Origin of the sequence: Streptomyces sp. NPDC050416 (assembly GCF_044458845.1) — a bacterium.
In the GTDB taxonomy this organism is placed as follows: Bacteria; Actinomycetota; Actinomycetes; order Streptomycetales; family Streptomycetaceae; genus Streptomyces.
Window position 1 is genome coordinate 189,671 of the sequence record NZ_JBITII010000004.1, and the last position, 22,014, is coordinate 211,684.

The 22,014-nt window shown below is 71.7% G+C and carries 20 protein-coding genes; 5 read left to right on the forward strand and 15 right to left on the reverse strand.

Going from position 1 to position 22,014, the window contains the following annotated elements:
- The first annotated feature begins 6 nt into the window (after nucleotides 1–6).
- Nucleotides 7–474, forward strand: a complete 468-nt coding sequence (locus ACIBL4_RS14145) for an RDD family protein (RefSeq protein WP_399409690.1) — start codon at nucleotides 7–9, stop codon at nucleotides 472–474.
- An 88-nt stretch (nucleotides 475–562) separates the two neighbouring features.
- Here the strand turns inward: ACIBL4_RS14145 and ACIBL4_RS14150 are convergent, their stop codons facing one another.
- The 4 genes from ACIBL4_RS14150 to lipB all read right to left on the reverse strand — a co-directional run bounded on the left by ACIBL4_RS14150 (nucleotide 563) and on the right by lipB (nucleotide 3,677).
- Nucleotides 563–1,267, reverse strand: a complete 705-nt coding sequence (locus ACIBL4_RS14150) for a DUF4191 domain-containing protein (protein ID WP_356924377.1) — start codon at nucleotides 1,265–1,267, stop codon at nucleotides 563–565.
- A 78-nt stretch (nucleotides 1,268–1,345) separates the two neighbouring features.
- Nucleotides 1,346–1,558 (reverse strand): hypothetical protein, encoded by a 213-nt coding sequence (locus tag ACIBL4_RS14155; RefSeq protein WP_010037129.1) that lies wholly within the window; start codon nucleotides 1,556–1,558, stop codon nucleotides 1,346–1,348.
- Nucleotides 1,559–1,818: 260 nt separating this feature from the next.
- Entirely contained in the window at nucleotides 1,819–2,784 is a 966-nt protein-coding gene (lipA, locus tag ACIBL4_RS14160) for a lipoyl synthase (protein WP_399409693.1), read from the reverse strand.
- A gap of 92 nt (nucleotides 2,785–2,876) precedes the next feature.
- Nucleotides 2,877–3,677: a lipoyl(octanoyl) transferase LipB gene (lipB, locus tag ACIBL4_RS14165; protein WP_399409695.1), complete on the reverse strand. Its 801-nt coding sequence runs from the start codon at nucleotides 3,675–3,677 to the stop codon at nucleotides 2,877–2,879.
- A gap of 238 nt (nucleotides 3,678–3,915) precedes the next feature.
- Between lipB and ACIBL4_RS14170 the strand changes: the two genes are divergently transcribed.
- Nucleotides 3,916–5,388 (forward strand): regulator, encoded by a 1,473-nt coding sequence (locus ACIBL4_RS14170; RefSeq protein WP_399409697.1) that lies wholly within the window; start codon nucleotides 3,916–3,918, stop codon nucleotides 5,386–5,388.
- An 87-nt stretch (nucleotides 5,389–5,475) separates the two neighbouring features.
- Here the strand turns inward: ACIBL4_RS14170 and ACIBL4_RS14175 are convergent, their stop codons facing one another.
- Both ACIBL4_RS14175 and ACIBL4_RS14180 read right to left on the reverse strand, forming a co-directional pair.
- Nucleotides 5,476–6,882 carry an NAD(P)/FAD-dependent oxidoreductase gene (locus tag ACIBL4_RS14175; RefSeq protein WP_399409699.1) on the reverse strand — a complete coding sequence of 469 codons (1,407 nt, stop codon included), beginning with the start codon at nucleotides 6,880–6,882 and terminating at the stop codon, nucleotides 5,476–5,478.
- A 262-nt stretch (nucleotides 6,883–7,144) separates the two neighbouring features.
- The gene (locus tag ACIBL4_RS14180) at nucleotides 7,145–8,047 is read right to left on the reverse strand and encodes a TIGR01777 family oxidoreductase (RefSeq protein ID WP_399409701.1); all 903 of its coding nucleotides are present in this window, start codon (nucleotides 8,045–8,047) and stop codon (nucleotides 7,145–7,147) included.
- Nucleotides 8,048–8,117: 70 nt separating this feature from the next.
- Here ACIBL4_RS14180 and ACIBL4_RS14185 point away from each other — a divergent pair, with 70 nt between their 5' ends.
- Nucleotides 8,118–8,615 (forward strand): GNAT family N-acetyltransferase, encoded by a 498-nt coding sequence (locus ACIBL4_RS14185; protein ID WP_399409703.1) that lies wholly within the window; start codon nucleotides 8,118–8,120, stop codon nucleotides 8,613–8,615.
- Nucleotides 8,616–8,631: 16 nt separating this feature from the next.
- Here ACIBL4_RS14185 and ACIBL4_RS14190 read toward each other — a convergent pair whose 3' ends face one another.
- Nucleotides 8,632–9,816 (reverse strand): MarP family serine protease, encoded by a 1,185-nt coding sequence (locus tag ACIBL4_RS14190; protein WP_399409705.1) that lies wholly within the window; start codon nucleotides 9,814–9,816, stop codon nucleotides 8,632–8,634.
- A 191-nt stretch (nucleotides 9,817–10,007) separates the two neighbouring features.
- Between ACIBL4_RS14190 and ACIBL4_RS14195 the strand changes: the two genes are divergently transcribed.
- Entirely contained in the window at nucleotides 10,008–10,928 is a 921-nt protein-coding gene (locus ACIBL4_RS14195; RefSeq protein ID WP_399409707.1) for a peptidoglycan recognition protein, read from the forward strand.
- A complete protein-coding gene (locus ACIBL4_RS14200) occupies nucleotides 10,925–11,131 on the forward strand; it encodes a hypothetical protein (protein WP_399409709.1) in 207 nt (68 codons plus the stop codon). The genes ACIBL4_RS14195 and ACIBL4_RS14200 overlap by 4 nt, the downstream gene beginning before the upstream one ends.
- Here ACIBL4_RS14200 and ACIBL4_RS14205 read toward each other — a convergent pair.
- The 8 genes from ACIBL4_RS14205 to ACIBL4_RS14240 all read right to left on the reverse strand — a co-directional run bounded on the left by ACIBL4_RS14205 (nucleotide 11,098) and on the right by ACIBL4_RS14240 (nucleotide 21,961).
- Nucleotides 11,098–11,619, reverse strand: coding sequence for a DUF4240 domain-containing protein (locus ACIBL4_RS14205; protein ID WP_399409711.1), 522 nt, complete (start codon nucleotides 11,617–11,619; stop codon nucleotides 11,098–11,100). The two genes, ACIBL4_RS14200 and ACIBL4_RS14205, sit on opposite strands and share 34 nt — an antisense overlap.
- Before the next feature lie 53 nt (nucleotides 11,620–11,672).
- Entirely contained in the window at nucleotides 11,673–12,659 is a 987-nt protein-coding gene (locus ACIBL4_RS14210) for a helix-turn-helix transcriptional regulator (RefSeq protein WP_399409713.1), read from the reverse strand.
- 59 nt (nucleotides 12,660–12,718) lie between these two features.
- Complete coding sequence (gene aceE, locus ACIBL4_RS14215) at nucleotides 12,719–15,421, reverse strand: pyruvate dehydrogenase (acetyl-transferring), homodimeric type (RefSeq protein WP_399409716.1); 2,703 nt, start codon at nucleotides 15,419–15,421, stop codon at nucleotides 12,719–12,721.
- A 268-nt stretch (nucleotides 15,422–15,689) separates the two neighbouring features.
- Nucleotides 15,690–16,313 carry a GntR family transcriptional regulator gene (locus tag ACIBL4_RS14220; RefSeq protein WP_150480437.1) on the reverse strand — a complete coding sequence of 208 codons (624 nt, stop codon included), beginning with the start codon at nucleotides 16,311–16,313 and terminating at the stop codon, nucleotides 15,690–15,692.
- Nucleotides 16,314–16,570: 257 nt separating this feature from the next.
- Nucleotides 16,571–18,361 carry a 2-oxoglutarate dehydrogenase, E2 component, dihydrolipoamide succinyltransferase gene (gene sucB, locus ACIBL4_RS14225; protein WP_399409718.1) on the reverse strand — a complete coding sequence of 597 codons (1,791 nt, stop codon included), beginning with the start codon at nucleotides 18,359–18,361 and terminating at the stop codon, nucleotides 16,571–16,573.
- A 63-nt stretch (nucleotides 18,362–18,424) separates the two neighbouring features.
- Nucleotides 18,425–19,813 (reverse strand): dihydrolipoyl dehydrogenase, encoded by a 1,389-nt coding sequence (lpdA, locus tag ACIBL4_RS14230; RefSeq protein WP_399409720.1) that lies wholly within the window; start codon nucleotides 19,811–19,813, stop codon nucleotides 18,425–18,427.
- A gap of 331 nt (nucleotides 19,814–20,144) precedes the next feature.
- Nucleotides 20,145–21,671, reverse strand: coding sequence for a leucyl aminopeptidase (locus ACIBL4_RS14235; protein WP_399409722.1), 1,527 nt, complete (start codon nucleotides 21,669–21,671; stop codon nucleotides 20,145–20,147).
- Nucleotides 21,672–21,835: 164 nt separating this feature from the next.
- Nucleotides 21,836–21,961: a hypothetical protein gene (locus tag ACIBL4_RS14240; protein WP_399409724.1), complete on the reverse strand. Its 126-nt coding sequence runs from the start codon at nucleotides 21,959–21,961 to the stop codon at nucleotides 21,836–21,838.
- Nucleotides 21,962–22,014: the final 53 nt, after the last annotated feature.

A 22,014-nucleotide genomic window follows, 5' to 3' on the forward strand; every position in this document is an offset into this window, starting at 1 on the left:
GGACGGGTGGACAACAGGCAAGCACTCGGATCGTGGCTTTCCGGGCCCCGCGCGGCGGCGGAAGAGGCCGGTGTCGACTTCGGATACCGGGGTGAGCAGCTCGGTCTGCCCGAGGAGGGACCCGGCTCGATCGCCCGCCCCGGGCGGCGGCTCGGCGCCCTCGCCGTGGACTGGGGCCTGAGCCTCCTGATCGCATACGGTCTCATCACCCAGAGCTACAACGAAGCGGCCCAGGTCTGGGCGCCGCTGATCATGTTCGCCCTGATGGTCCTCACGGTCGGTACGGTCGGCTTCACGCCGGGCAAGCGGCTCCTCGGCCTGCGGGTGCTCGCCCTGGACACCGGCCGGGTCAGCCCCTGGCGCGCGGTGCTGCGCACGGTCCTGCTCTTCCTCGCGATCCCCGCCCTGATCTGGGATCGCGACGGCCGGGGCCTGCACGACCGGCTGGCGGGCACGGTCGAGGTCCGCATCTGACACGCAACCTGACACGCACGAACGGACATGGGTGACGGGGCGGCCGGAGTGATCCGGCCGCCCCTTCACCCATATGGTGTGCGGGCTGTCAGCGCGCCTTCGGCCCGCCGCCCCTCGGCATCCGCATGCCCTTGGGCATCGGCCCCTTCGGCAGTGGCATGTTGCTCATCAGGTCGCCCAGGGCGCGCAGCCGGTCGTTGGTGGCGGTGACCTGCGGGCCGGTCAGCACGCGGGGGAGCTTCAGCATGGTCGTGCGCAGCTTCTTCAGCTCGACCTGGCCCTCGCCCGTGCCCACCACCAGGTCGTGCACCGGGACGTCCGCGACGATGCGGTTCATCTTCTTCTTCTCGGCGGCCAGCAGGGACTTCACCCGGTTCGGGTTGCCCTCGGCGACCAGGACGATGCCGGCCTTGCCGACCGCGCGGTGCACCACGTCCTGGTTGCGGTTCATCGCCACCGCGGGGGTCGTCGTCCACCCCCGGCCGATGTTGTCGAGCACCGCCGCCGCGGCACCGGGCTGACCCTCCATCTGCCCGAAGGCGGCCCGCTCGGCCCGGCGCCCGAACACGATCGCCGACGCGAGGAAGGCGAGCAGGAGGCCCAGGATGCCGGCATAGATGGGGTGACCGATCAAGAAACCGATCGCGAGGAAGACACCGAAGGTGACGATTCCGACTGCCGCGAGTACAAGACCGATCTTCTTGTCGGCCTTGCGGGTCATCTTGTAGGTCAGAGCGATCTGCTTCAGTCGCCCGGGGTTCGCAGCGTCCGCTGCAGGTTCCTTCCTCGCCATGCCACGCAGTCTACGTGGCCCCACAAGCGCCTACGACGGCAGTGTCCGCGGGGCGCCTCGCGGGGGAGGGGAGCGGGCTCAGGGGTGGACGGAGAGGGAGCGGGAGACGGACTGCTCGAGGACGCGCTGCGCCTCGACCCGGTCCTTGGCGCGACGGCGGTCCTCCAGCACGGAGGTCCAGGCGTTGCGGCGGGCGGTGCGCTGACCGCTGCTCAGCAGCAGCGACTCCACGGCACGCAGGGCGGTGGTGAAGGACGGAATCGCGGTGGCGCGAACGGGCGCGGCCTGCATGGGTGAGGTCCCCCCTCGGGAGCGGTGTACGTGCTGTGAGTTCAGCGTCACTGATTGGTGTTACCAGGGCGTGTCCGACCGGTCAAACACCCATGAAGCCCCGGCGGGGATCCGTGGAACGCCGACGCGGTCCTGACATGCGCCCTCATCTGCGAGGACGGTCAGGACCGCGTCATATCGGTCACTACCGGCGGGTAGTCTCTTGTGCGCGAATTCACACGCTTGTCTCGCCCTTTGGCGGGAAGGGCGGTGACGGATCGTCAGACGGCCTGGGCCGCGATGCGCGCGTCCCGCTGTTCCATGGCCATCCGGTAGAGCCGCCCGGCGCGGTACGAGGAGCGCACCAGCGGGCCCGACATCACACCGGAGAAGCCGATCTGCTCCGCCTCCTCCTGCAGCTCCACGAACTCGTGCGGCTTGACCCAGCGCTCCACCGGGTGGTGGCGCACGGAGGGCCGCAGGTACTGCGTGATGGTGACCAGCTCGCAGCCCGCGTCGTGCAGCTGCTTCAGTGCCTCGCTGACCTCCTCGCGGGTCTCGCCCATGCCGAGGATGAGGTTCGACTTGGTGACGAGGCCGTAGTCGCGGGCCGCGGTGATGACCTTCAGGGAGCGCTCGTAGCGGAAGCCGGGGCGGATCCGCTTGAAGATCCGCGGGACCGTCTCGACGTTGTGCGCGAAGACCTCGGGGCGGGAGGAGAAGACCTCCTCCAGCTGCTCCGGGACGGCGTTGAAGTCCGGCGCGAGCAGCTCGACCTTCGTCCGGCCGGCCTCGCGCTGCGCCGTCTGCTGGTGGATCTGGCGGACCGTCTCCGCGTACAGCCAGGCGCCGCCGTCCTCCAGGTCGTCGCGGGCGACGCCGGTGATCGTGGCGTAGTTCAGGTCCATGGTGACCACGGACTCACCCACGCGGCGCGGCTCGTCACGGTCGAGCGCCTCGGGCTTGCCGGTGTCGATCTGGCAGAAGTCACAGCGCCGGGTGCACTGGTCGCCGCCGATGAGGAACGTGGCCTCGCGGTCCTCCCAGCACTCGTAGATGTTGGGGCAGCCGGCTTCCTGGCAGACCGTGTGCAGGCCCTCGCTCTTCACGAGGTTCTGCATCTTGGTGTACTCGGGGCCCATTTTCGCCCGGGTCTTGATCCACTCGGGCTTGCGCTCGATGGGGGTCTGGCTGTTGCGGACCTCCAGGCGCAGCATCTTGCGTCCGTCGGGTGCGACTGCGGACACGACCGGCTCCCTAGCGATTGATTCTTCGGCGTCCTCAAGGGTACGCCCGTTGATTTGAATGCCTGTGGGCGCCAGCCCCTCCACGGCCCGACTTATGCCGCCGGCGCCTTCTCGATCTCCCGCGGCTTCAGCTCGGCGTTCTCCAGGACGTCCCGCAGGTGGCGCTCGACGACCGGCAGGACCTCCGCGATCGTCACGTCGCGGCCCAGTTCGTTCGCCAGGGAGGCGACACCCGCGTCACGGATGCCGCACGGGATGATCCGGTCGAACCACTTGTTGTCCGGGTTCACGTTGAGCGCGAAGCCGTGCATGGTGACGCCCTTGGCCACACGGATGCCGATCGCAGCGATCTTGCGGTCCTCGCGGCGCTGGCCCGCGTTGGACGGCGCGTACTCCGGGCCGTTCAGGCGCGGGTCGAACTCCTCGTCGTGCAGCCGCGGGTCGAAGTCCAGGGCCAGGCCGCCGAGCGCGGGGCGCCGCTCGACCGGGTCGCCCAGCACCCACACCCCGCTGCGGCCCTCGACCCGGGTGGTCTCCAGGCCGAACTCCGCGCAGGTGCGGATCAGGGCCTCTTCGAGGCGGCGCACGTGCGCCACGACGTCCACCGGGCGCGGAAGCTTCTGGATCGGGTAGCCCACCAGCTGGCCGGGGCCGTGCCAGGTGATCTTGCCACCGCGGTCCACGTCGACGACCGGCGTGCCGTCGAGGGGCCGCTCGTTGTCCGCCGTGCGCCGGCCCGCCGTGTAGACCGGGGGGTGCTCCAGGAGCAGCACGGTGTCGGGGACCTCGTCCGCGAAGCGCGCCGCGTGCACCCGGCGCTGTTCGTCCCACGCCTCCTGGTACTCGACGGCCTCGTCACCGAACCCCATGCGGACGAACCGCAACTCACTCACGGCAAGCGCCTCCCTAGGACGGGTGTGTCAGGCACGTATCGCGCCCCGGCCACTGTACGTCCGGCCCGGACTCGTCAGTCCTGGGGTCAATCCTCACACGATCGGATGAATGTCTGGAGAAATGTGTGATGGGGTGTTTACTCTCCGCTACATTCGCGCCGTCCAGCAAGCCAAAAGGCCTGCTCACAGGCAATCCGGCAGATCACCAGCACCGGAAGGCAGGAGACCGCACCGCACCATGACGGAACGACCCGCGCAGCGCACCCCCAACCGACAGCTCGCCGCGCTCATCGCAGAAGCGGGGTTCTCCAACGCGGGTCTCGCCCGTCGCGTGGACCAGCTCGGTCTCGAACACGGACTCGACCTGAGATATGACAAGACATCCGTCACCCGGTGGCTGCGCGGCCAGCAGCCCAGGGGCACCACGCCCGCGCTGATCGCCGAGGTCTTCACCCGGCGCCTGGGCCGCCGTCTCACCGCCCAGGACCTCGGCCTGGACGCCTGCGCGCCGGTCTACGCGGGGCTGGAGTTCGCGTCCACCCCCGAGGAGGCCGTCGACATCGTCAGCGGGCTGTGGCGCAAGGACTCCGGCAGTCACGCCGAGCTGCGCAAGATCGCCTTCACACCCGCCGGGCTCGTCGTGCCCAGCCGGGACTGGCTGATCGGCCGCGCCGACGAGAAGGTGGCCCGGGGCGAGCCGGCCGCCGCCCGCATCCCGGCGCAGGGCCGCCCCGCCCTGCGTTCCCCGGCCGAGCAGGGCGTGCCGTCCCTGCCCCGCCAGCGCGGGCAGGCCGAACGCGGGCCCGGCCAGAAGGTGACCGCCGGAGACATCGCCGCCCTGCGCTCCGTCGGCGAGCTGTTCCGCACCCTCGACGACGCCTACGGCGGCGGCCACGCCCGCCAGGCCCTCGTGCGCTATCTGGAGCACGAGTGCGAGCCCATGCTGCGTGGCGCCTACGGCGAGCAGACCGGCCGCCGGCTGTTCGCCGCCGCCGCCGACCTGACCCGGCTCGCGGGCTGGACGTCGTACGACATCGCCGCGCACGGACTCGCCCAGCGCTACTTCGTGCAGGCGCTCCGGCTCGCCCAGGCGGCCGGGGACCGGACGTACGGGGCGTACGTGCTGGTCACCATGAGCCGGCAGGCCGTCTACCTCGGGCACGGACGGGAGGCGGTGCAGCTCGCGCGCGTGGCGCAGCAGGGCGTCGGCACCTCCGCACCGCCCGTCGTGCAGGCGCTGCTGCACGCCTCCGAGGCACGCGGGCACGGCGTGCTCGGCGAGGTGCGGGCCTGCACGGCCGCACTGGTCCGCGCCGAGCGCGCCCTGGAGACGGCCCGGTCCGGGGACGACGTCCCGCACTGGGCCAAGTTCTTCGACGAGGCGCAGCTCGCCGACGAGTTCGGGCACTGCCACCGGGACCTTCAGCAGTTCCGCGCCGCCGCCCAGCACGCGGAACGCTCACTCCAGCTGCGCGCCCCGTCCTACGCCCGCAGCCGCCTGTTCTGCCGCGTCGTCCTCGCCACCGCCCGCCTCGGCCTCGGCGAACTCGACCAGGCCTGCCAACTGGCCGCGGAGGCGGCGGGCCAGGCCGCGGAGATGCGCTCGGTACGGGCGGTGGAGTACGTGAGGGACTTCGAGCGCAGGCTCGAGCCGTACAAGGACGCGGCTCCGGTGCGCACTTACCGCGACAAGGTAGCGGCCTTGGGATGAGGTTCCGAGGGGCGCGGGGCTGTGTCAATGTGCGGCTCCGCCGCGTGGGCGCGACAAGCCCCCACGCACCCGCACCCGACAAACCACCTACGCAGCCCGTGGCACCGTCGGCAGCGGATCGGCAACATGCAGAGACCGCCCCGCCCCCAAGTCCGCCAAGATCGCCGCGGATGCCCGATGCCCAGAGTGCAGAGCGCCCTGGACAGTACTGGTATCCCGATGATCCCCACACACATACAGCCCGGCCAACAACCGCACCGGCCGCCGCAGATCATGCGGCGGCCGCATCGCGGGCACGGCCTCCGCCGTGTGATGCACGGCCAGCGTCTCCCACCGAGCCGTCGACACCCCGTACATCCGCGCCACATGCATCCGCACAGCCGTGTCGACATCCCCAGGCGGCCGCCCCAGCACCGTCGAAGACACCAGGGCCCGCCCCGCCGGCGCCCGGGACGGATCGACGCGGCTGACCACCGCCGTGTACGCGACCGGCCCACCGAGATCCGCGTCGAGCAGCAAGGACGCCCCCGTCCCCGGCGGCTCGTCCGTCGTGTGATGCACCACCGTCACCGGATGGAACTCAGGCACCCGCAACCCGGGCAGCAGCTCGGCCGCGGCCCTGGCGCCCGTCGCCACCAGCACCGCCCGGCAGCGGATCTCCCCGTGCTCGGCGGTGGTCACCGAGGTCGTGGAGACGGAGGTGACACGCACGCCGGTGTGCACGGTGCCCGGCGGCAGCGTGCTCGCCAGCAGCTCCGGCAGGGCCTCGGCGCCGCCCTCCGGCAGACACAGCCGGCCGCCCGCGAAGGCGCGCAGCGCGAGGTCCGCGCACCGGCTGGACGTCGTCAGGTCCGGGTCGCACAACAGGGCGGCCAGCAGCGGACGCAGGAAGCCGTCGATCGTCCGGGCCGGCAGCCCGCGAGCCGCCAGGGCCTCACCGGCGGGCAGCTCCGGACGGGCCAGCAGCCGTTCGGCCGAGGTGCCGGCCAGCCGGGTCAGGGCGGCACCCAGGCGGGCCTGGTCGACGGCCGTGCCCAGCGGCGCACCGGACCGGCTCCGGGGCACCGAGACCTGGCGGCCGGGCACTGCCACCGGCCTCCTGGGCGGCCTGGGCGCGGACGGCGACCTGGGGGCACTCGCCAGGGCGCGCACAGCGTGCAGTGCGCCCCGTGCGCCCCCTGTGCCCGACTGGACGCCCGCGCGATGGTGGCGTCCGTCGCCGTGCAGCAGGACCCCGGGCGCGAAGGGACGCAGCACGAGCATGCCGAGGCCGGGTGTCAGCCGTAGTTCCGGGTACGCGGTGGACAGCAACTGGCCGATTCTGTCGAGCCGGAAGCCGTCGACCTTCTCCGTCGCCATGCGGCCGCCGATCCCGTCGGCGGCCTCCAGGACCATGGTCGTCACTCCTGCGCTGGTCAGCCGGTGCGCGGCCGAGAGTCCGGCGACTCCGGCCCCCACGACGACCACGTCCGCCTGGTAAGCGGGCTCAAGCACGTGCCCCTCCTCGAGGTTGCGCGGGCGCTGGAGACGTCATGCCCTCAACAGGCCCCAGGGATACGCGAGTTCCGGTCGAGCGTAGGGCCGTGATCGGTCAGGGGGAGTCGCGCATCGACAGGGCACGGTCGCACGGCGGTCGCATACGGATTCCTTGTGGGCGTGAAGTGGTCACAGGAGGCTGGTGTGCGGCACGAGGGGCTGTCTCGGAACAGTCGGTCGCAGCCGGTCGGCAGCCGGTCGGCGGTCTTGACCGGGCGCGTCACAACGCCGCCCGGATCGCCCCCTCGATCTCCGGGAAGGCGAACCGGAATCCCGACTCCAGCAGTCGCGTCGGCAGGACCCGGGCGCTGCCGAGCACATCCCCGGCCATCTCGCCGAGCACGGCCCGCAGGACGGGCGCGGGCACCGCCAACAGCGTCGGGCGGTGCAGCACGCGCCCCATCGCCGCGGTGATCTCACGGTTCGTCAGCGGGTTCGGGGCGGTGAGGTTGAACGGCCCGGACAGGCCGTCGGTGCCGATGAGATGCCGGATCGCGGCGACCTCGTCGTGCAGCGCGATGAACGACCAGTACTGCCGCCCGTCGCCCATCCGCCCGCCGAGCCCGGCCCGGAACAGCGGGAACAGCCGCCCCCACGCACCACCCTCGCGGGACACGACCAGCCCGGTCCGGGTGAACACCGTGCGGACACCGGCTTCCTGGGCGGGTGCGGCCGCGGCCTCCCACTCCACGCACAGCTCGGGCAGGAACCCCTCGCCCGCCGGCGCGCTCTCGTCGACGGCCCGGTCCCCGGTCTCGCCGTAGTAGCCGATGGCGCTGCCGTTCACGAAGACCCGCGGCCGGTCCTGCTCGTCCAGGGAGGCGACAGCGCGGGCGAGCGCTGCCGTGCCGTTCACCCTGCTGTCACGGATCCGCTGCTTGTAGGCGTCCGTCCAGCGGCGGTTGCCGACCCCCGCACCGGCCAGGTTCACCACCGCGTCGCACCCGGCGAGCCCGGCCGCCTCCACCCGCCCGCCCTCGGGGTCCCAGCGGACCTCGCCCGCGGCCCGGGGCTCATGGCGCACGAGACGCACCACCTCATACCCGTCCGCGGTCAGGGACCGCACCAGGGCGCCGCCGATGAGACCGGACGCACCGGCCACTGCGATTCGTGAGCGTTCCATGGGCCCCATCCTGCCCGCCGGCGCCAAAAATCCGGCGTACGGCCACAAGCCATCGCCGTAGGGTGACGCCATGCCCGAGTCCCGCGATCTCCGTATACGCCTCGCCATGCCCGATGACGGCGAAGGGCTGGCCCTTCTGGACCGGCTCGCGTGGTCGCACCTGCACGCCGTGGTGCCCGAGCCGCAGCCGCCGTACCCGCCGTTCTTCAGCGAGCGGCACGCCCCCGAGGACTGCCTGGTCGCCGAACTCGGTGACCGCCTGGCGGGCTACCTCCACCTCGGCTTCCCGACGCCGGTCGCCTCCAACCGGCACGTCCGGCAGATCCAGGGCCTCGTCGTCTCGGAGGAGGCGCGCGGCCGGGGTGTCGGACGGGCACTCGTCCGGGCCGCCGTGGACGAGGCCCGCCGGCGTGGTGCCCGCCGCCTCACGCTGCGCGTCCTCGCCCACAACACCCCGGCCCGCAAGCTCTATGAGGCCGAGGGATTCGTGGCGGAGGGAGTCCTGCCCGAGGAGTTCAGGCTCGACGGGCAGTACGTGGACGACGTGCTGATGGGACGTTTCCTCTGAGCCGGTGCCGGGGCGCCTACGAGGCGGCCAGCTCGCCCGTGTCCACCGGTGCCGTCGCGTTCGCCGCGCGCTCGGCGTCGGAGGAGACCTCGGCCGCCGTCAGCACGTAGCCCGTCTCTGCGTCCGAGGTGGAGCGGGCGAAGACCACGCCGAAGACCCGGCCGTCCGTGGTCAGGAGGGGCCCGCCGGAGTTGCCGGGGCGGACCGTGGAACGGATCGAGTAGATCTCGCGGGTGACCGTGTCGTCGTTGTAGATGTTCTGGCCCGTCGCCCGGACCCGGTTCGCGACCGTCGCCGCCTGGAGGTTCAGGTCGCCGTCCTGCGGATAGCCCGCGACCACCGCCGAGTCGCCGCGCTCGGCGTTGTCGTCGAACCGCAGCACGGGCGCCTTCAGGCCCGGCACGTACAGCACGGCCACGTCCTTCTGCGGGTCGAAGAACACCACCCGCGCCTCGTACGTCCGCCCGACCCCGCCGATCTGCACGGTCGGCTCGTCGATGCCCGCCACCACGTGGGCGTTGGTCATCACGTGCTCCCGCGCGTACACGAACCCGCTGCCCTCGCGGCCCTGCGTGCCCGCGACGCCCTCGACCTTGACCGTGCTCAGCTTGGCGGCGTTCGTGGCGGCCGCCGTGACGCTGTCGCCGGAGGGGGCGGCGACCTCGGCGGTCGACTCGTTCTCGAAGGGGTTGAAGACCTGCGGGAAGCCCGCCTCGGTCAGCGCCGACGTGGCCCTCGAGAACCACGCCGGGGTGGTGTCCGGCATCGTCTCCTGCACCGCGCCGAGCAGCCGGGAGTCCCGGATCGCCGAGGTGACCAGCGGTGACGAGGACGCGCCCAGGACGCTCGCGGCCACCCACGCCACGATCAGGACCGCGACCGAGTTGGCCACGGCCCCGCCGATCCCGTCCGCCACCCGCAGCGGCCCCCGGTCCAGCTCCCGCCGCAGCCGGAGCGCGAGACGCCCCGCCAGTTCATGGCCCACCACCGCCGGGAGCAGCACCGTCAGCACCGCCGTCACCGTCGCCCGGGTCGAACCGGGCGGCACCAGGTCCATCACCCACGGCAGGATCCACACGCCGACGACCGCACCGCCCACGAAGCCCGCCAGCGACACACAGCCGGCCACCAGCCCGCGCCGGTAGCCGGACGCCGCATAGGCCAGGACCACCAGCAACAGCAGGATGTCGAGCAGGTCCACGCAACGCCGCCTTTCTGTCGGAACCCCTTAGTACGCGGGGGAAGGGCCCGGTGATCAGTCACACGCGCGTGAATGATCAGAACCGGCCACGTGCGCGTGCACTCGGAAAAACGTCGCGGACCGTGACGATGGTTCCACCAGGTGGCACATCACACATCGCGGACGGACCGGATCAGGCCGACAGTGGGTCCATGCGTGTCTTGCGAAGACGGCGGGGTACGCGCAGGCGCCGCGCCGCCGGGACACCCGGCATAGCCACTGTGCCGCGCGCGGCCCGGCTGCTGCTCGGCTGCCTGCCGGGCGTCGCCGCCGTCGCGGCGCTGGTGCTGTGCGCCCACGGCGTCGAGCACGCCGCCGAGACCGGCGCCCGCCCGGCCGCGGACCGCCCCGCCGCCATGGCCTACACCGCCCCGCGCCCGCACATCGTGCCGAGATCGCAGTGGCTGGGCGACGCCGCCCGCAGGCAGCCCCGCCCGCGCTACGACGACCGGGTCGCCGCCGTCTTCGTCCACCACACCGACTCGCCCAACGGCTACGACTGCGCCGACGTGCCCCGTATCCTGCGGGACCTGTACACCGGCCAGACCGGCACCCGCGACTGGGACGACATCGGCTACAACTTCGTCGTCGACCGCTGCGGCACCGTCTACGAGGGCCGCGCCGGCGGCGTCGAGCGGGCCGTCACCGGCGCCCACACCCAGGGCTTCAACCACCGCACCACCGGCATCGCCGCCCTCGGCACCTTCACCGCGGGCATGCCCGTACCCCGGGCGATGATCCACGCCATCGCCGCGCTGTCCGCCTGGAAGCTCGGCCTGACCGGCACCGACCCGCGGGCGCGCGTCCGCCTCGTCTCCAGCAACGGCCTGAGCCGGTACGCGGCCGGCACCGCCGCCGAGCTGCCCGCCCTCGCCGGCCACAACGACGGCTACATGACCAGCTGCCCGGGCGCCGCCCTGCACGCCAGGCTGCCCGAGATCAGGCAGCTGGCCGCCCGGTTGCAGGGCCGGCCGGCGGGCCCACAGGAAGGCCACAGCCGGCGCGCAGGGGCCTCAGATCCCGGCGCCCTACCGTCGACCCCACAGTCAGCCGACCGGAGGTGGGGATCATGAACAGCAGTACCCGGCCCGGGACGGCGCCCGGCCCCTGGGCGGTGCTCTGCGCGGTCGCGACCGTCGTCCTGGGCCCGGCAGCGGCCACCGCGTCCGCCCTCGACCAAGCCAACGCCGCCCCGCTGCACGACGCGGTCAGGGCGGATCAGACCCACGCTCACCTCGCTGATCAGCCCCTGAAGCGCTCCCACAGCCGGGGATAGCGCTCGGCGAGCAGCTCCTCGTTCTCGAAGTCGAGCGGGGTGCCCTCCGGTTCCGGGGGCGGGGGCGGGATCCCCAGGTCGGGGGCGACCGTGCCGGTGAGCTGCTCGTAGGCCTCGTCCGCCGCGTAGCCGAGCTCCTCGCCGTCGCCGTCGATCTCCTCGTCGAAGTCGTCCAGCAGCTCGGCGAGCGAGTCCGGGTCGTGCACGGCGCCCTCGAAGACATGGCGCCCCTGGCCGATCAGCCAGCAGCGGAAGAAGTCGAAGGCGTCGTCGCTCGCCCCGTCGAGCAGCACCCAGGCGGCGCCCCACAGGTCCCAGCGGTAGGCCCGGTTGTAGCGGGACTCGAAGTGCCGGGCGAAGTCCAGGACCGAGTCCGGGTCCTTCTGCGTGAGCCGCTCCACGAGCAGGTCGGCCTGCTCCTCCGGGTCGCCCTCGGCGGCCTCCCGGGTGTCGTCGACCAGCTCCCAGAACTCCGTCTCGTCCATCACGGGTCCAGCATCGGCCCTGGGGCACGGGGGCGCACCCGGAGTGCGCGGGATCGTTATACGCCGTCCCGGGGGTGGTACAGCCGGGCCAGCCGCAGCGCGTCCCCGGCGAACCGCTCGCGCAGGCTCTCCGGGGCCAGTACCTCCACCTCCGGGCCAAGTGCCGTCAGCTGGGTGTGGGCGACCTCCCCGGACTCCACCGGCAGGGCCACCGTCACCCAGCCGTCGCCGTCCGGGTCGTCCGCCTCCGCCAGGGCCTCACGGGCGGACACTGAGTCGAGGGCGTACGGCAGCCGGCGCACACCATCGGGGGACAGCCGCACCACGACACGCGCTCGCAGGATGGACCGGGCGAACTGCTCCGCCCGCTCCTCCCAGAAGGCCGGCAGATCGAACTCCGGCTCCCGCTCGAAGCGCTCCTCTCCCGGGTCCACCGCCGTGAACCGGTCGATCCGGTACACCCGGAAGGACCCGCCCCCGGCCACCCGGGCGCACAGGTACCAGACGCCCGCCTTCAGCACGAGCCCGTACGGCTCCAGCTCCCGGACGACCTCGTCCTCCCCGCGCCGGTAGCGCGCGGTGATCCGCCGGTCGTCCCAGACCGCGTCGGCGACCGCCGGCAGCAGTACGGGCGTCTCCGGCTCCCTGAACCAGTTCGGGGCGTCCAGGTGGAACCGCTGCGCCGCCGTCCTGGACGCGTCCCGCAGGGAAGGCAGCAGGGCGGCCGACACCTTCAGCCGGGCCGCCGAGGCGGCGTCCTCCAAGCCCATCTCGCGCAGCGCGCCCGGCACCCCGGACAGGAACAGCGCCTCGGCCTCACTGCGGTGCAGCCCGGTCAGCCGCGTACGGTACCCGCCGACCAGCCGGTACCCGCCGACCCGGCCCCGGTCCGCGTACACCGGTACTCCCGCCTCCGACAGCGCCTGGGCGTCCCGGGTGACCGTCCGCTCCGACACTTCCAGCTCACGGGCGAGCTCGGCCGCCGTCATGGAGGGCCGGGACTGGAGCAGCAGCACCATCTTGATGAGCCGGGCAGCGCGCATGCACCACATCATGCAGGAGGAGGCCCCCGCCGCAGCGGGAGCCTCCTGCACACAAGCCCTTACAGGCCGTACTTCGCGCGCGCTTCCTTCACGGCCGTCGCCTTGACCTCGCCGCGCCCCGCGAGCTGGGCCAGGGCCGCGACGACGATCGACTCGGCGTCGACACCGAAGTGGCGGCGAGCCGCCTCACGGGTGTCCGAGAGGCCGAAGCCGTCGGCGCCCAGCGAGGACCAGTCCTGCTCGACCCACTGCGCGATCTGGTCCGGGACCTGGCGCATGTAGTCGGAGACCGCCAGCACCGGGCCCTCGGCGCCCTGGAGCGCCTGCCGGACGAACGGCATCCGCTCCTCGCCGCGCAGCAGGGCCTCGTCCGCCTCCAGGGCGTCCCGGCGCAGTTCGCTCCATGAGGTCGCCGACCACACGTCGGCCGCCACGCCCCACTCGTCGGCCAGCAGCTGCTGCGCCTTGAGCGCCCAGTGGATCGCCGTACCGGAGCCGAGCAGCTGGATCCGCGGGGCGCTGGCCGGGGGCGTGATGCCCGCCGACTCCGCCGTGTTGAAGCGGTACAGGCCCTTGACGATGCCCTCGTCGATGCCCTCGACGGACGGCTTCGCGGGCTGCGGCAGCGGCTCGTTGTAGACCGTCAGGTAGTAGAAGACGTTCTGGTCCTCACCCGGGGCCGCCTCGCCGTACATCCGGCGCAGGCCCTCCTTGACGATGGCCGCGACCTCGTACGCGAACGCCGGGTCGTACGTCAGCGCCGCCGGGTTCGTCGCGGCGATGACGGGGGAGTGGCCGTCGGCGTGCTGGAGGCCCTCACCGGTCAGCGTCGTACGGCCCGCCGTGGCGCCGACGAGGAAGCCGCGGCCGAGCTGGTCGCCGAGCTGCCACATCTGGTCGGCCGTGCGCTGCCAGCCGAACATCGAGTAGAAGATGTAGAACGGGATCATCGTCTCGCCGTGCGTCGCGTACGACGTCGAAGCGGCGATGAAGTCGGCCATCGAACCGGCCTCGGTGATCCCCTCGTTGAGGATCTGCCCGTTCCGGGCTTCCTTGTAGTACATCAGCTGGTCGCGGTCGACCGGCTCGTACGTCTGGCCCTTCGGCGAGTAGATGCCGAGCGACGGGAAGAGGCTCTCCATACCGAAGGTGCGCGCCTCGTCCGGGACGATCGGCACCCAGCGCTTGCCGGTCTCCTTGTCGCGGACCAGGTCCTTCACCAGGCGGACGAACGCCATGGTGGTGGCCACGTTCTGCGAGCCGGAGCCCTTGTCGAAGGACGCGAACGCCTTCTCCGCGGGGGCGGGCAGCGGCGCGACCGGGTGGACGCGGCGGGCCGGGGCCGGACCGCCGAGGGCGGCACGCCGCTCCTGGAGGTAGCGGACCTCGGGCGAGTCGGCACCCGGGTGGCCGTAGGGCACCACGCCGTCGACGAAGTCGCTGTCCTTGATCGGCAGGCCGAGCAGGTCGCGCATGTTCTTGAACTCGTCCACCGTCAGCTTCTTCATCTGGTGGTTGGCGTTCTTCGACGCGAAGCCCTCACCGAGGGTGTGGCCCTTGACCGTCTGGGCCAGGATCACGGTCGGCGCGCCCTTGTGCTCGACGGCCGCCTTGTACGCGGCGTACACCTTGCGCGCCTCGTGACCGCCGCGCGAGAAGTGGAAGCACTCGAGGATCTTGTCGTCGCTCAGCAGCTTCGCCATCTCCGCCAGCGCCGGGTCGGCGCCGAAGAAGTCCTGGCGGATGTAGGCCGCGTCGCGGGTCTGGTACGTCTGGATCTGCGCGTCCGGTACCTGGCGCAGGCGGCGTACGAGCGCCCCCGTGGTGTCGAGCTGGAACAGCTCGTCCCAGGCCGTGCCCCAGAGCGTCTTGATGACGTTCCAGCCGGCGCCGCGGAACTGGGCCTCCAGCTCCTGCACGATCTTGAAGTTGGCGCGGACCGGGCCGTCGAGGCGCTGGAGGTTGCAGTTGATGACGAACGTGAGGTTGTCCAGCTCCTCACGGGCCGCCAGCGCGAGTGCCGCCGTCGACTCGGGCTCGTCCATCTCGCCGTCGCCGAGGAACGCCCACACGTGCGAGGCGGAGGTGTCCTTGATGCCGCGGTTGGTGAGATAGCGGTTGAAGCGCGCCTGGTAGATGGCGGAGAGCGGGCCGAGGCCCATCGACACCGTCGGGAACTCCCACAGCCAGGGCAGGCGGCGCGGGTGCGGGTAGGACGGCAGGCCGTTGCCGCCCGACTCGCGGCGGAAGTTGTCGAGCTGCTCCTCGGTCAGACGGCCGTCGAGGAACGCGCGGGCGTAGATGCCGGGGGAGGCGTGGCCCTGGATGTAGAGCTGGTCGCCGGAGCCGTCGGCCTCTTTGCCCTTGAAGAAGTGGTTGAAGCCGGTCTCGTACAGCCAGGCCGCGGAGGCGAAGGTGGCGATGTGGCCGCCGACGCCGTACTTGCTGCCCCGGGTGACCATAGCGGCCGCGTTCCAGCGGTTCCACGCGGTGATCCGCTGCTCCATCGCCTCGTCACCGGGCACGGCCGGCTCGGCGGCGGTGGGGATGGAGTTGACGTAGTCCGTCTCCAGGAGCTTCGGCAGCGCGATGCCGGCGCCCTCGGCGCGCTCCAGCGTGCGGCGCATCAGGTACGCGGCACGGTGCGGCCCGGCCGCCTCGGTCACCGCGTCCAGGGAGGCCTGCCATTCGGCGGTCTCCTCCGGGTCCCGGTCCGGGAGCTGGTCGAGCTCGCTCGGCTGGATGGCGTTGGGGTCGGTCATGTCGCCGCCTTCCTCAGTCGAAGGGGGTTCCCTCACGTAAGGGGATCGGGGGTGCCCTTTGTCTTTGGCAGGACAGGGCTGGAGCTTGGGTGGCAAGCCCGTCGGCGACTGTAACTCGCTGATCGATGATCGATCAAAGGGTTGAGGGGCAAAACCTCTTGATCACGAGAAAGTAGGCACGGGGTGCCTCCCGCGGTGGCACGGAGTGACCCTGCAAATCGGTGTTTTCGCAGGTCGAGGGGCGTTTGAGCGGAGGTGTGCTCGGGTGTCACGCCCGGGGCGCGCAGCCCAGGACGTGCGCCTTCACCAGTTCCGCGATCCGGGGGTCGCGGCGCTTGAACGCGGCGACCAGCTCCTCGTGCTCCTCGGCGTACGACTGCTGCTGCGTGCCCAGCCAGCGGATCGACAGGGCCGTGAACACCTCGATGCCGAGGCCTTCCCAGGTGTGCAGCAGGACGGAGTTGCCCGCCGCGCGGACCAGTTCACGGTGGAAGGCGACGGTGTGGCGGACCTGGGCCGTGCCGTCGGACACGCGGTCGGCCTCGTAGAGGGCGTTGACGTGGGGTTCCAGAGCCGAGCAGTCCTCGGCGAGGCCCTGGGCCGCCAGTTCCGCGGCGATGGCCTCCAGGCCTGCCCGGACCGGGTAGCTCTCCTCCAGGTCGGCGGCCGTCAGGTTCCTGACGCGGACGCCCTTGTTCGGAGCCGACTCGATCAGGCGCAGGGACTCGAGCTCGCGCAGGGCCTCGCGGACCGGGGTCTGGCTGACCTCCAGTTCGGTCGCGATCCGGCGCTCCACGATCCGCTCGCCCGGCTGCCACCGTCCGCTGATGATCCCCTCCAGGATGTGCTCGCGGATCTGCTCGCGCAGCGAGTGGATGACGGGGGCGGTCATGTGGGCTCCTTAGGCGGGATTGACGTTTAGACAATACGGCCGGGTCGCTCCGCGAGTGAGGCTGACGAGGGTGCTTTCACGCAGGTGAGACGAGTTGCACATGGTGCGTGTGGCGCGCCCTGGAGTCCGGTCCGTTCCGTCGGTGGGCGACCGCGGATCGTTCGTGGCTTGTCGCGCAGTTCCCCGCGCCCCCGAACAAGCCGGTGCCCCCGCCCGGAGATATCCGGACGGGGGCACCGTACTGCTGCTCCTGGTGACTACAGCCCGAGCTCGACCTCGAACTCGCCTGCCTCCAGGATGGCCTTGACCGCCGTCAGGTAACGGGCCGCGTCGGCCCCGTCCACCAGGCGGTGGTCGTAGGACAGGGTCAGGTACGTCATGTCGCGGACGCCGATGACCGGGCCGTCCTCCGTCTCGATGACGGCGGGGCGCTTGACCGTGGCACCGATGCCGAGGATCGCGACCTGGCCCGGCGGCACGATGATCGTGTCGAAGAGCGCGCCGCGCGACCCGGTGTTGGAGATGGTGAAGGTCGCGCCGGACAGCTCGTCCGGGGTGATCTTGTTGGCGCGGACCTTGCCCGCCAGCTCGGCCGTGGCCTTGGCGATACCGGCGAGGTTGAGGTCACCGGCGTTCTTGATGACCGGGGTCATCAGGCCCTTCTCGGAGTCCACCGCGATACCGATGTTCTCGGTGTCGAAGTAGGTGATGGTCCCCTCGGCCTCGTTGATCTTGGCGTTGATGGGCGCGTGCGCCTTCAGCGCCTGGGCCGCGGCCTTGACGAAGAACGGCATCGGGGAGAGCTTGACGCCCTCACGGGCCGCGAACGCGTCCTTGGCACGGGCGCGCAGCTTCATCAGGCGGGTGACGTCGACCTCGACGACCGAGGACAGCTGGGCCTGCTCGTGCAGGGCCTTGACCATGTTGTCGCCGATGACCTTGCGGATCCGCGGCATCTTGATGGTCTGGCCGCGCAGCGGGGACGCCTCCAGCGCCGGGGCCTTCTTGGCGGCGGCCGGAGCGGCGGCGGCCGGAGCCGGCGCAGCGGCGGCGGCCTTGGCGGCCTCGGCGGCGGACATGACGTCCTGCTTGCGGATACGGCCGCCGACGCCGGTGCCCTTGACGGTGGACAGGTCGACGCCGTGCTCGGCGGCGAGCTTGCGCACCAGGGGGGTGACGTAGGCGCCGTCGTCGGCCGGCTGGGCGGCGGCCGGAGCGGCCGGTGCCTGGGCCGGAGCCGGGGCGGGAGCAGGAGCGGCCGGGGCCGGCTCGGGAGCCGGGGTGACCTGCTGCTGCGGGGCCGGAGCCGACGGGGCCTGCGGAGCCGGGGCGGGCTGCGCCGGAGCCGGAGCGGGGGCCGGGGTGGGCTCGGGCTGGGCCGGGGCGGCCGGGGCCTCCTGCGCCGGGGCGGCGGCCGGAGCGGCACCCGCCTCGCCGATGACGGCGAGCTTGGCGCCGACCTCGGCGGTCTCGTCCTCGCCGACCACGATCTCCAGCAGTGTGCCGGAGGCGGGCGCCGGGATCTCGGTGTCGACCTTGTCGGTGGAGACCTCGAGCAGCGGCTCGTCGGCCTCGACGCTGTCGCCGACCGACTTCAGCCAGCGGGTGACGGTGCCTTCGGTGACGGACTCGCCGAGCGCGGGCAGGACGACGTCCGTGCCCTGGGCGGAGCCGCCGCCGGCGGCGGCGTCGGCGGTGGGAGCGGGCGCCGGGGCGGCCTGCTCGGTGGACGGGGCGGCCGCGGCCGGCTCGGGAGCGGGCTCGGCGACCTGCTCGGCGGCCGGGGCCGGGGCGGCAGCGGGCGCGCCCGTGCCGTCGTCGATGACGGCCAGCTCGGCGCCGACCTCAACGGTCTCGTCCTCGGCGACCTTGATGGACGCCAGGACACCGGCGGCGGGCGAGGGGATCTCGGTGTCGACCTTGTCGGTCGAGACCTCGAGCAGCGGCTCGTCGGCCTCGACGCGCTCACCCTCGGCCTTCAGCCAGCGAGTGACAGTGCCCTCGGTGACGCTCTCTCCGAGCGCCGGAAGGGTTACGGAAACCGCCATGGTTTCGGTTGCTCCTTACGGAAAGTGCGGAAGTCTGTGTCGTCGCGTTCGTCGACCGAGGGGTCAGTCGTGCGCGTGGAGCGGCTTGCCGGCCAGGGCCAGGTGGGCCTCGCCGAGCGCCTCGCTCTGCGTCGGGTGGGCGTGGATGAGCTGCGCGACCTCGGCCGGCAGCGCCTCCCAGTTGTAGATCAGCTGGGCTTCGCCGACCTGCTCGCCCATGCGGTCGCCGACCATGTGGACGCCGACGACGGCACCGTCCTTGACCTGGACGAGCTTGATCTCGCCCGCGGTGCCCAGGATCTTGCTCCTGCCGTTGCCCGCGAGGTTGTACTTCAGAGCGACGACCTTGTCCGCGCCGTAGATCTCCTTGGCCTTGGCCTCGGTGATACCGACGGAGGCGACCTCCGGGTGGCAGTACGTCACCCGCGGGACACCGTCGTAGTCGATCGGGACCGTCTTCAGACCGGCCAGGCGCTCCGCCACCAGGATGCCCTCGGCGAAGCCGACGTGCGCGAGCTGGAGGGTCGGGACGAGGTCACCGACGGCGGAGATGGTCGGGACGTTGGTGCGCATGTACTCGTCGACCAGGACGTAGCCGCGGTCCATGGCGACGCCGGCCTCCTCGTAGCCCAGGCCCTGGGAGACCGGGCCGCGGCCGATGGCGACGAGCAGGATCTCGGCCTCGAACTCCTTGCCGTCGGCGAGGGTGACCTTGACACCGTCCTGGGTGTACTCGGCCTTCTCGAAGAAGGTGCCCAGGTTGAACTTGATGCCGCGCTTGCGGAACGCGCGCTCCAGAAGCTTGGAGGAGTTCTCGTCCTCGACCGGGACGAGGTGCTTCAGGCCCTCGACGATGGTGACGTCGGTGCCGAAGGACTTCCAAGCGGAGGCGAACTCGACGCCGATGACACCGCCGCCGAGGATGATCGCGGACTTCGGTACGCGGTCCAGGACGAGGGCGTGGTCCGAGGAGATGATGCGGTCGCCGTCGATGTCCAGGCCCGGCAGCGACTTGGGCACGGAGCCGGTCGCGAGGAGCACGTGGCGGCCCTGGACGCGCCGGCCGTTCACGTCGACGGAGGTCGGGGAGGACAGCCGCCCCTCACCCTCGATGTAGGTCACCTTGCGGGAGGCGACGAGCCCCTGGAGCCCCTTGTACAGGCCGGCGATCACGCCGTCCTTGTACTTGTGGACGCCGGCGATGTCGATGCCCTCGAGGGTGGCCTTCACACCGAACTGCTCGCTCTCGCGGGCCTGGTCGGCGATCTCACCCGCGTGCAGCAGGGCCTTGGTGGGGATGCAACCTCGGTGCAGGCAGGTGCCGCCGACCTTGTCCTTCTCGATCAGGGCGACGTCCAGGCCCAGCTGCGCCCCGCGCAGGGCCGCGGCGTAACCACCGCTGCCACCGCCGAGGATCACTAGGTCGAAAACGGTGCTGGCGTCGTTCGCCACGTCACGTCCTCCATGCATGTGCGCCGTACGCCGGTCTTCACTGACCGGCAGGCGGCTGGTGTCCGGCCGCTCGTTCTTCGGCCCTTCGGTGGGGCCCTGTCCTGCCGAGCCCCATCTTCGCACTTGTCAGCACGGAAGGAGACGCCGGGCTGCTGTGTGAGACGCCCCACGTTGCCCAAGGGGCGCGGGGCTGTGTCTGATCTGCGGCTCCGCCGCGCGGGCGCGACCAGCCCGCAGGTCACGCCCTGAAGGGGCGCGGGGAACTGCGCGAACAGCCCCCACGCCCCCGCACTCGCCACACGACGGACGAGACCGAGCTCTCAGGCGAAGGTCAGCCCAGATCACCCGCAGCCGTCAGCTCCGCCAGCCGCACCAGCGTCCGTACGCCACTGCCCGTCCCGCCCTTCGGCGTGTACCCGAACGGTCCGCCCTCGTTGAACGCCGGCCCGGCGATGTCGAGGTGCGCCCAGGTGATGCCCTCGCCCACGAACTCGCGCAGGAACAGCCCGGCGACCAGTCCGCCGCCCATCCGCTCGCCCATGTTCGCGATGTCGGCCGTGGGCGAGTCCATCCCCTTGCGCAGGTGCTCCGGCATCGGCATCGGCCACGCCGGCTCCCCGACCTCCTCCGCCGCCTCGTACAGCGCCGTACGGAAGGAGTCGTCGTTGCCCATGATCCCGAACGTCCGGTTCCCCAGCGCCAGCACCATCGCCCCGGTCAGCGTCGCGACGTCCACGATCGCGTCCGGCTTCTCCTGGGACGCCGCCCACAGGGCGTCGGCCAGCACCAGCCGGCCCTCCGCGTCGGTGTTGAGCACCTCCACCGTCTTGCCGCTGTACATCCGCAGCACGTCACCCGGACGGGTCGCGGACCCGGAGGGCATGTTCTCGGCCAGGGCCAGCCAGCCGGTGACGTTGACCTCCAGCCCGAGCCGGGCGGCCGCCACGACCGCGGCGAACACCGCGGCCGCGCCGCTCATGTCGCACTTCATCGTCTCGTTGTGACCGGCCGGCTTCAGCGAGATGCCGCCCGAGTCGTACGTGATGCCCTTGCCGACGAAGGCGAGGTGCTTCTTCGCCTTCGAGGAGGTGTACGACAGCTTCACCAGGCGCGGCCCTGCCGCCGAGCCGGCCCCGACGCCGAGGATGCCGCCGTAGCCGCCCTTCTCCAGGGCCTTCACGTCGAGCACCTGCACCTTGATGCCGTGCTCCTTGGCCGCGGCCTGGGCGATCGCGGCGAACGACTCGGGGTTCAGGTCGTTCGGCGGCGTGTTGACCAGGTCGCGGGCGCGGTTGAGCTCCTCGGACACGGCGACGGCACGCTCGATCGCGGCCTTGTACGCCTTGTCGCGGGGCTTGCCGCCGAGCAGGGCGACCTCGGCGAGCGGGGTCTTGCCGTTCTTCCCCTTGGGGTCCTTGCCGTTGTCCTTGTAGGCGTCGAAGGAGTAGGCGCCGAGCAGCGCGCCCTCTCCGATCGCGCCGGCGTCGGCGGCGTCCGTGAGGGGGAGGGCGAAGGCGGCCTTCTTGGACCCGGCCAGAGCGCGGGCGGCGACACCGGCGGCCTTGCGCAGGGCCTCCGTGTCGTAACCGGCGTCCTTCTCGGGCACCGGGCCCAGGCCCACCGCCAGCACGAGCGGTGCCTTGAAGCCGGACGGCGCCGGCAGCTTGGTCGCCTCGCCCTCGGCGCCGGAGGCGCCGAGGGTCTCCAGAACGGCGGCGAGCCTGCCGTCGTACGCCTTGTCCACGGCCTCGGCGCCCGGCGCGACGACCGGCCCCTTGGCACCCTTGGCGACACCGATCACGATGGCGTCGGCCCGCAGACCGGGCGCCGCGGCGGTGCTGAGAGTGAGAGCAGTCACGGTGGTGAAATCTCGCTTCCGATGTGAAGTTGCTGTGGTCGAACGGTGTGGGTCGACCGGGCCCGACAGCCGACCCTATTGCGACCTCGGGGTTCGGATATCACGGGGCCTTCCCCGGTGCGGCGAACACTCGACGACGAGACTACGCGCGTGGCCGTGTTCGCTCATTCCTGCGGGCGTTCACCTGTCGGTGGCGTAGTGGCCATTTCTTGATCCTTTATGTCGGTGAACTGAGTCACGCTCGTCGGGATCCGGTGAGCGCCCTGCTCGCCGCTTTGCATGATGTCCACGGATCCTCCTCTGTTCGACCGCAAGGGGATCCCTGGGATCCACTGGGGGAGGA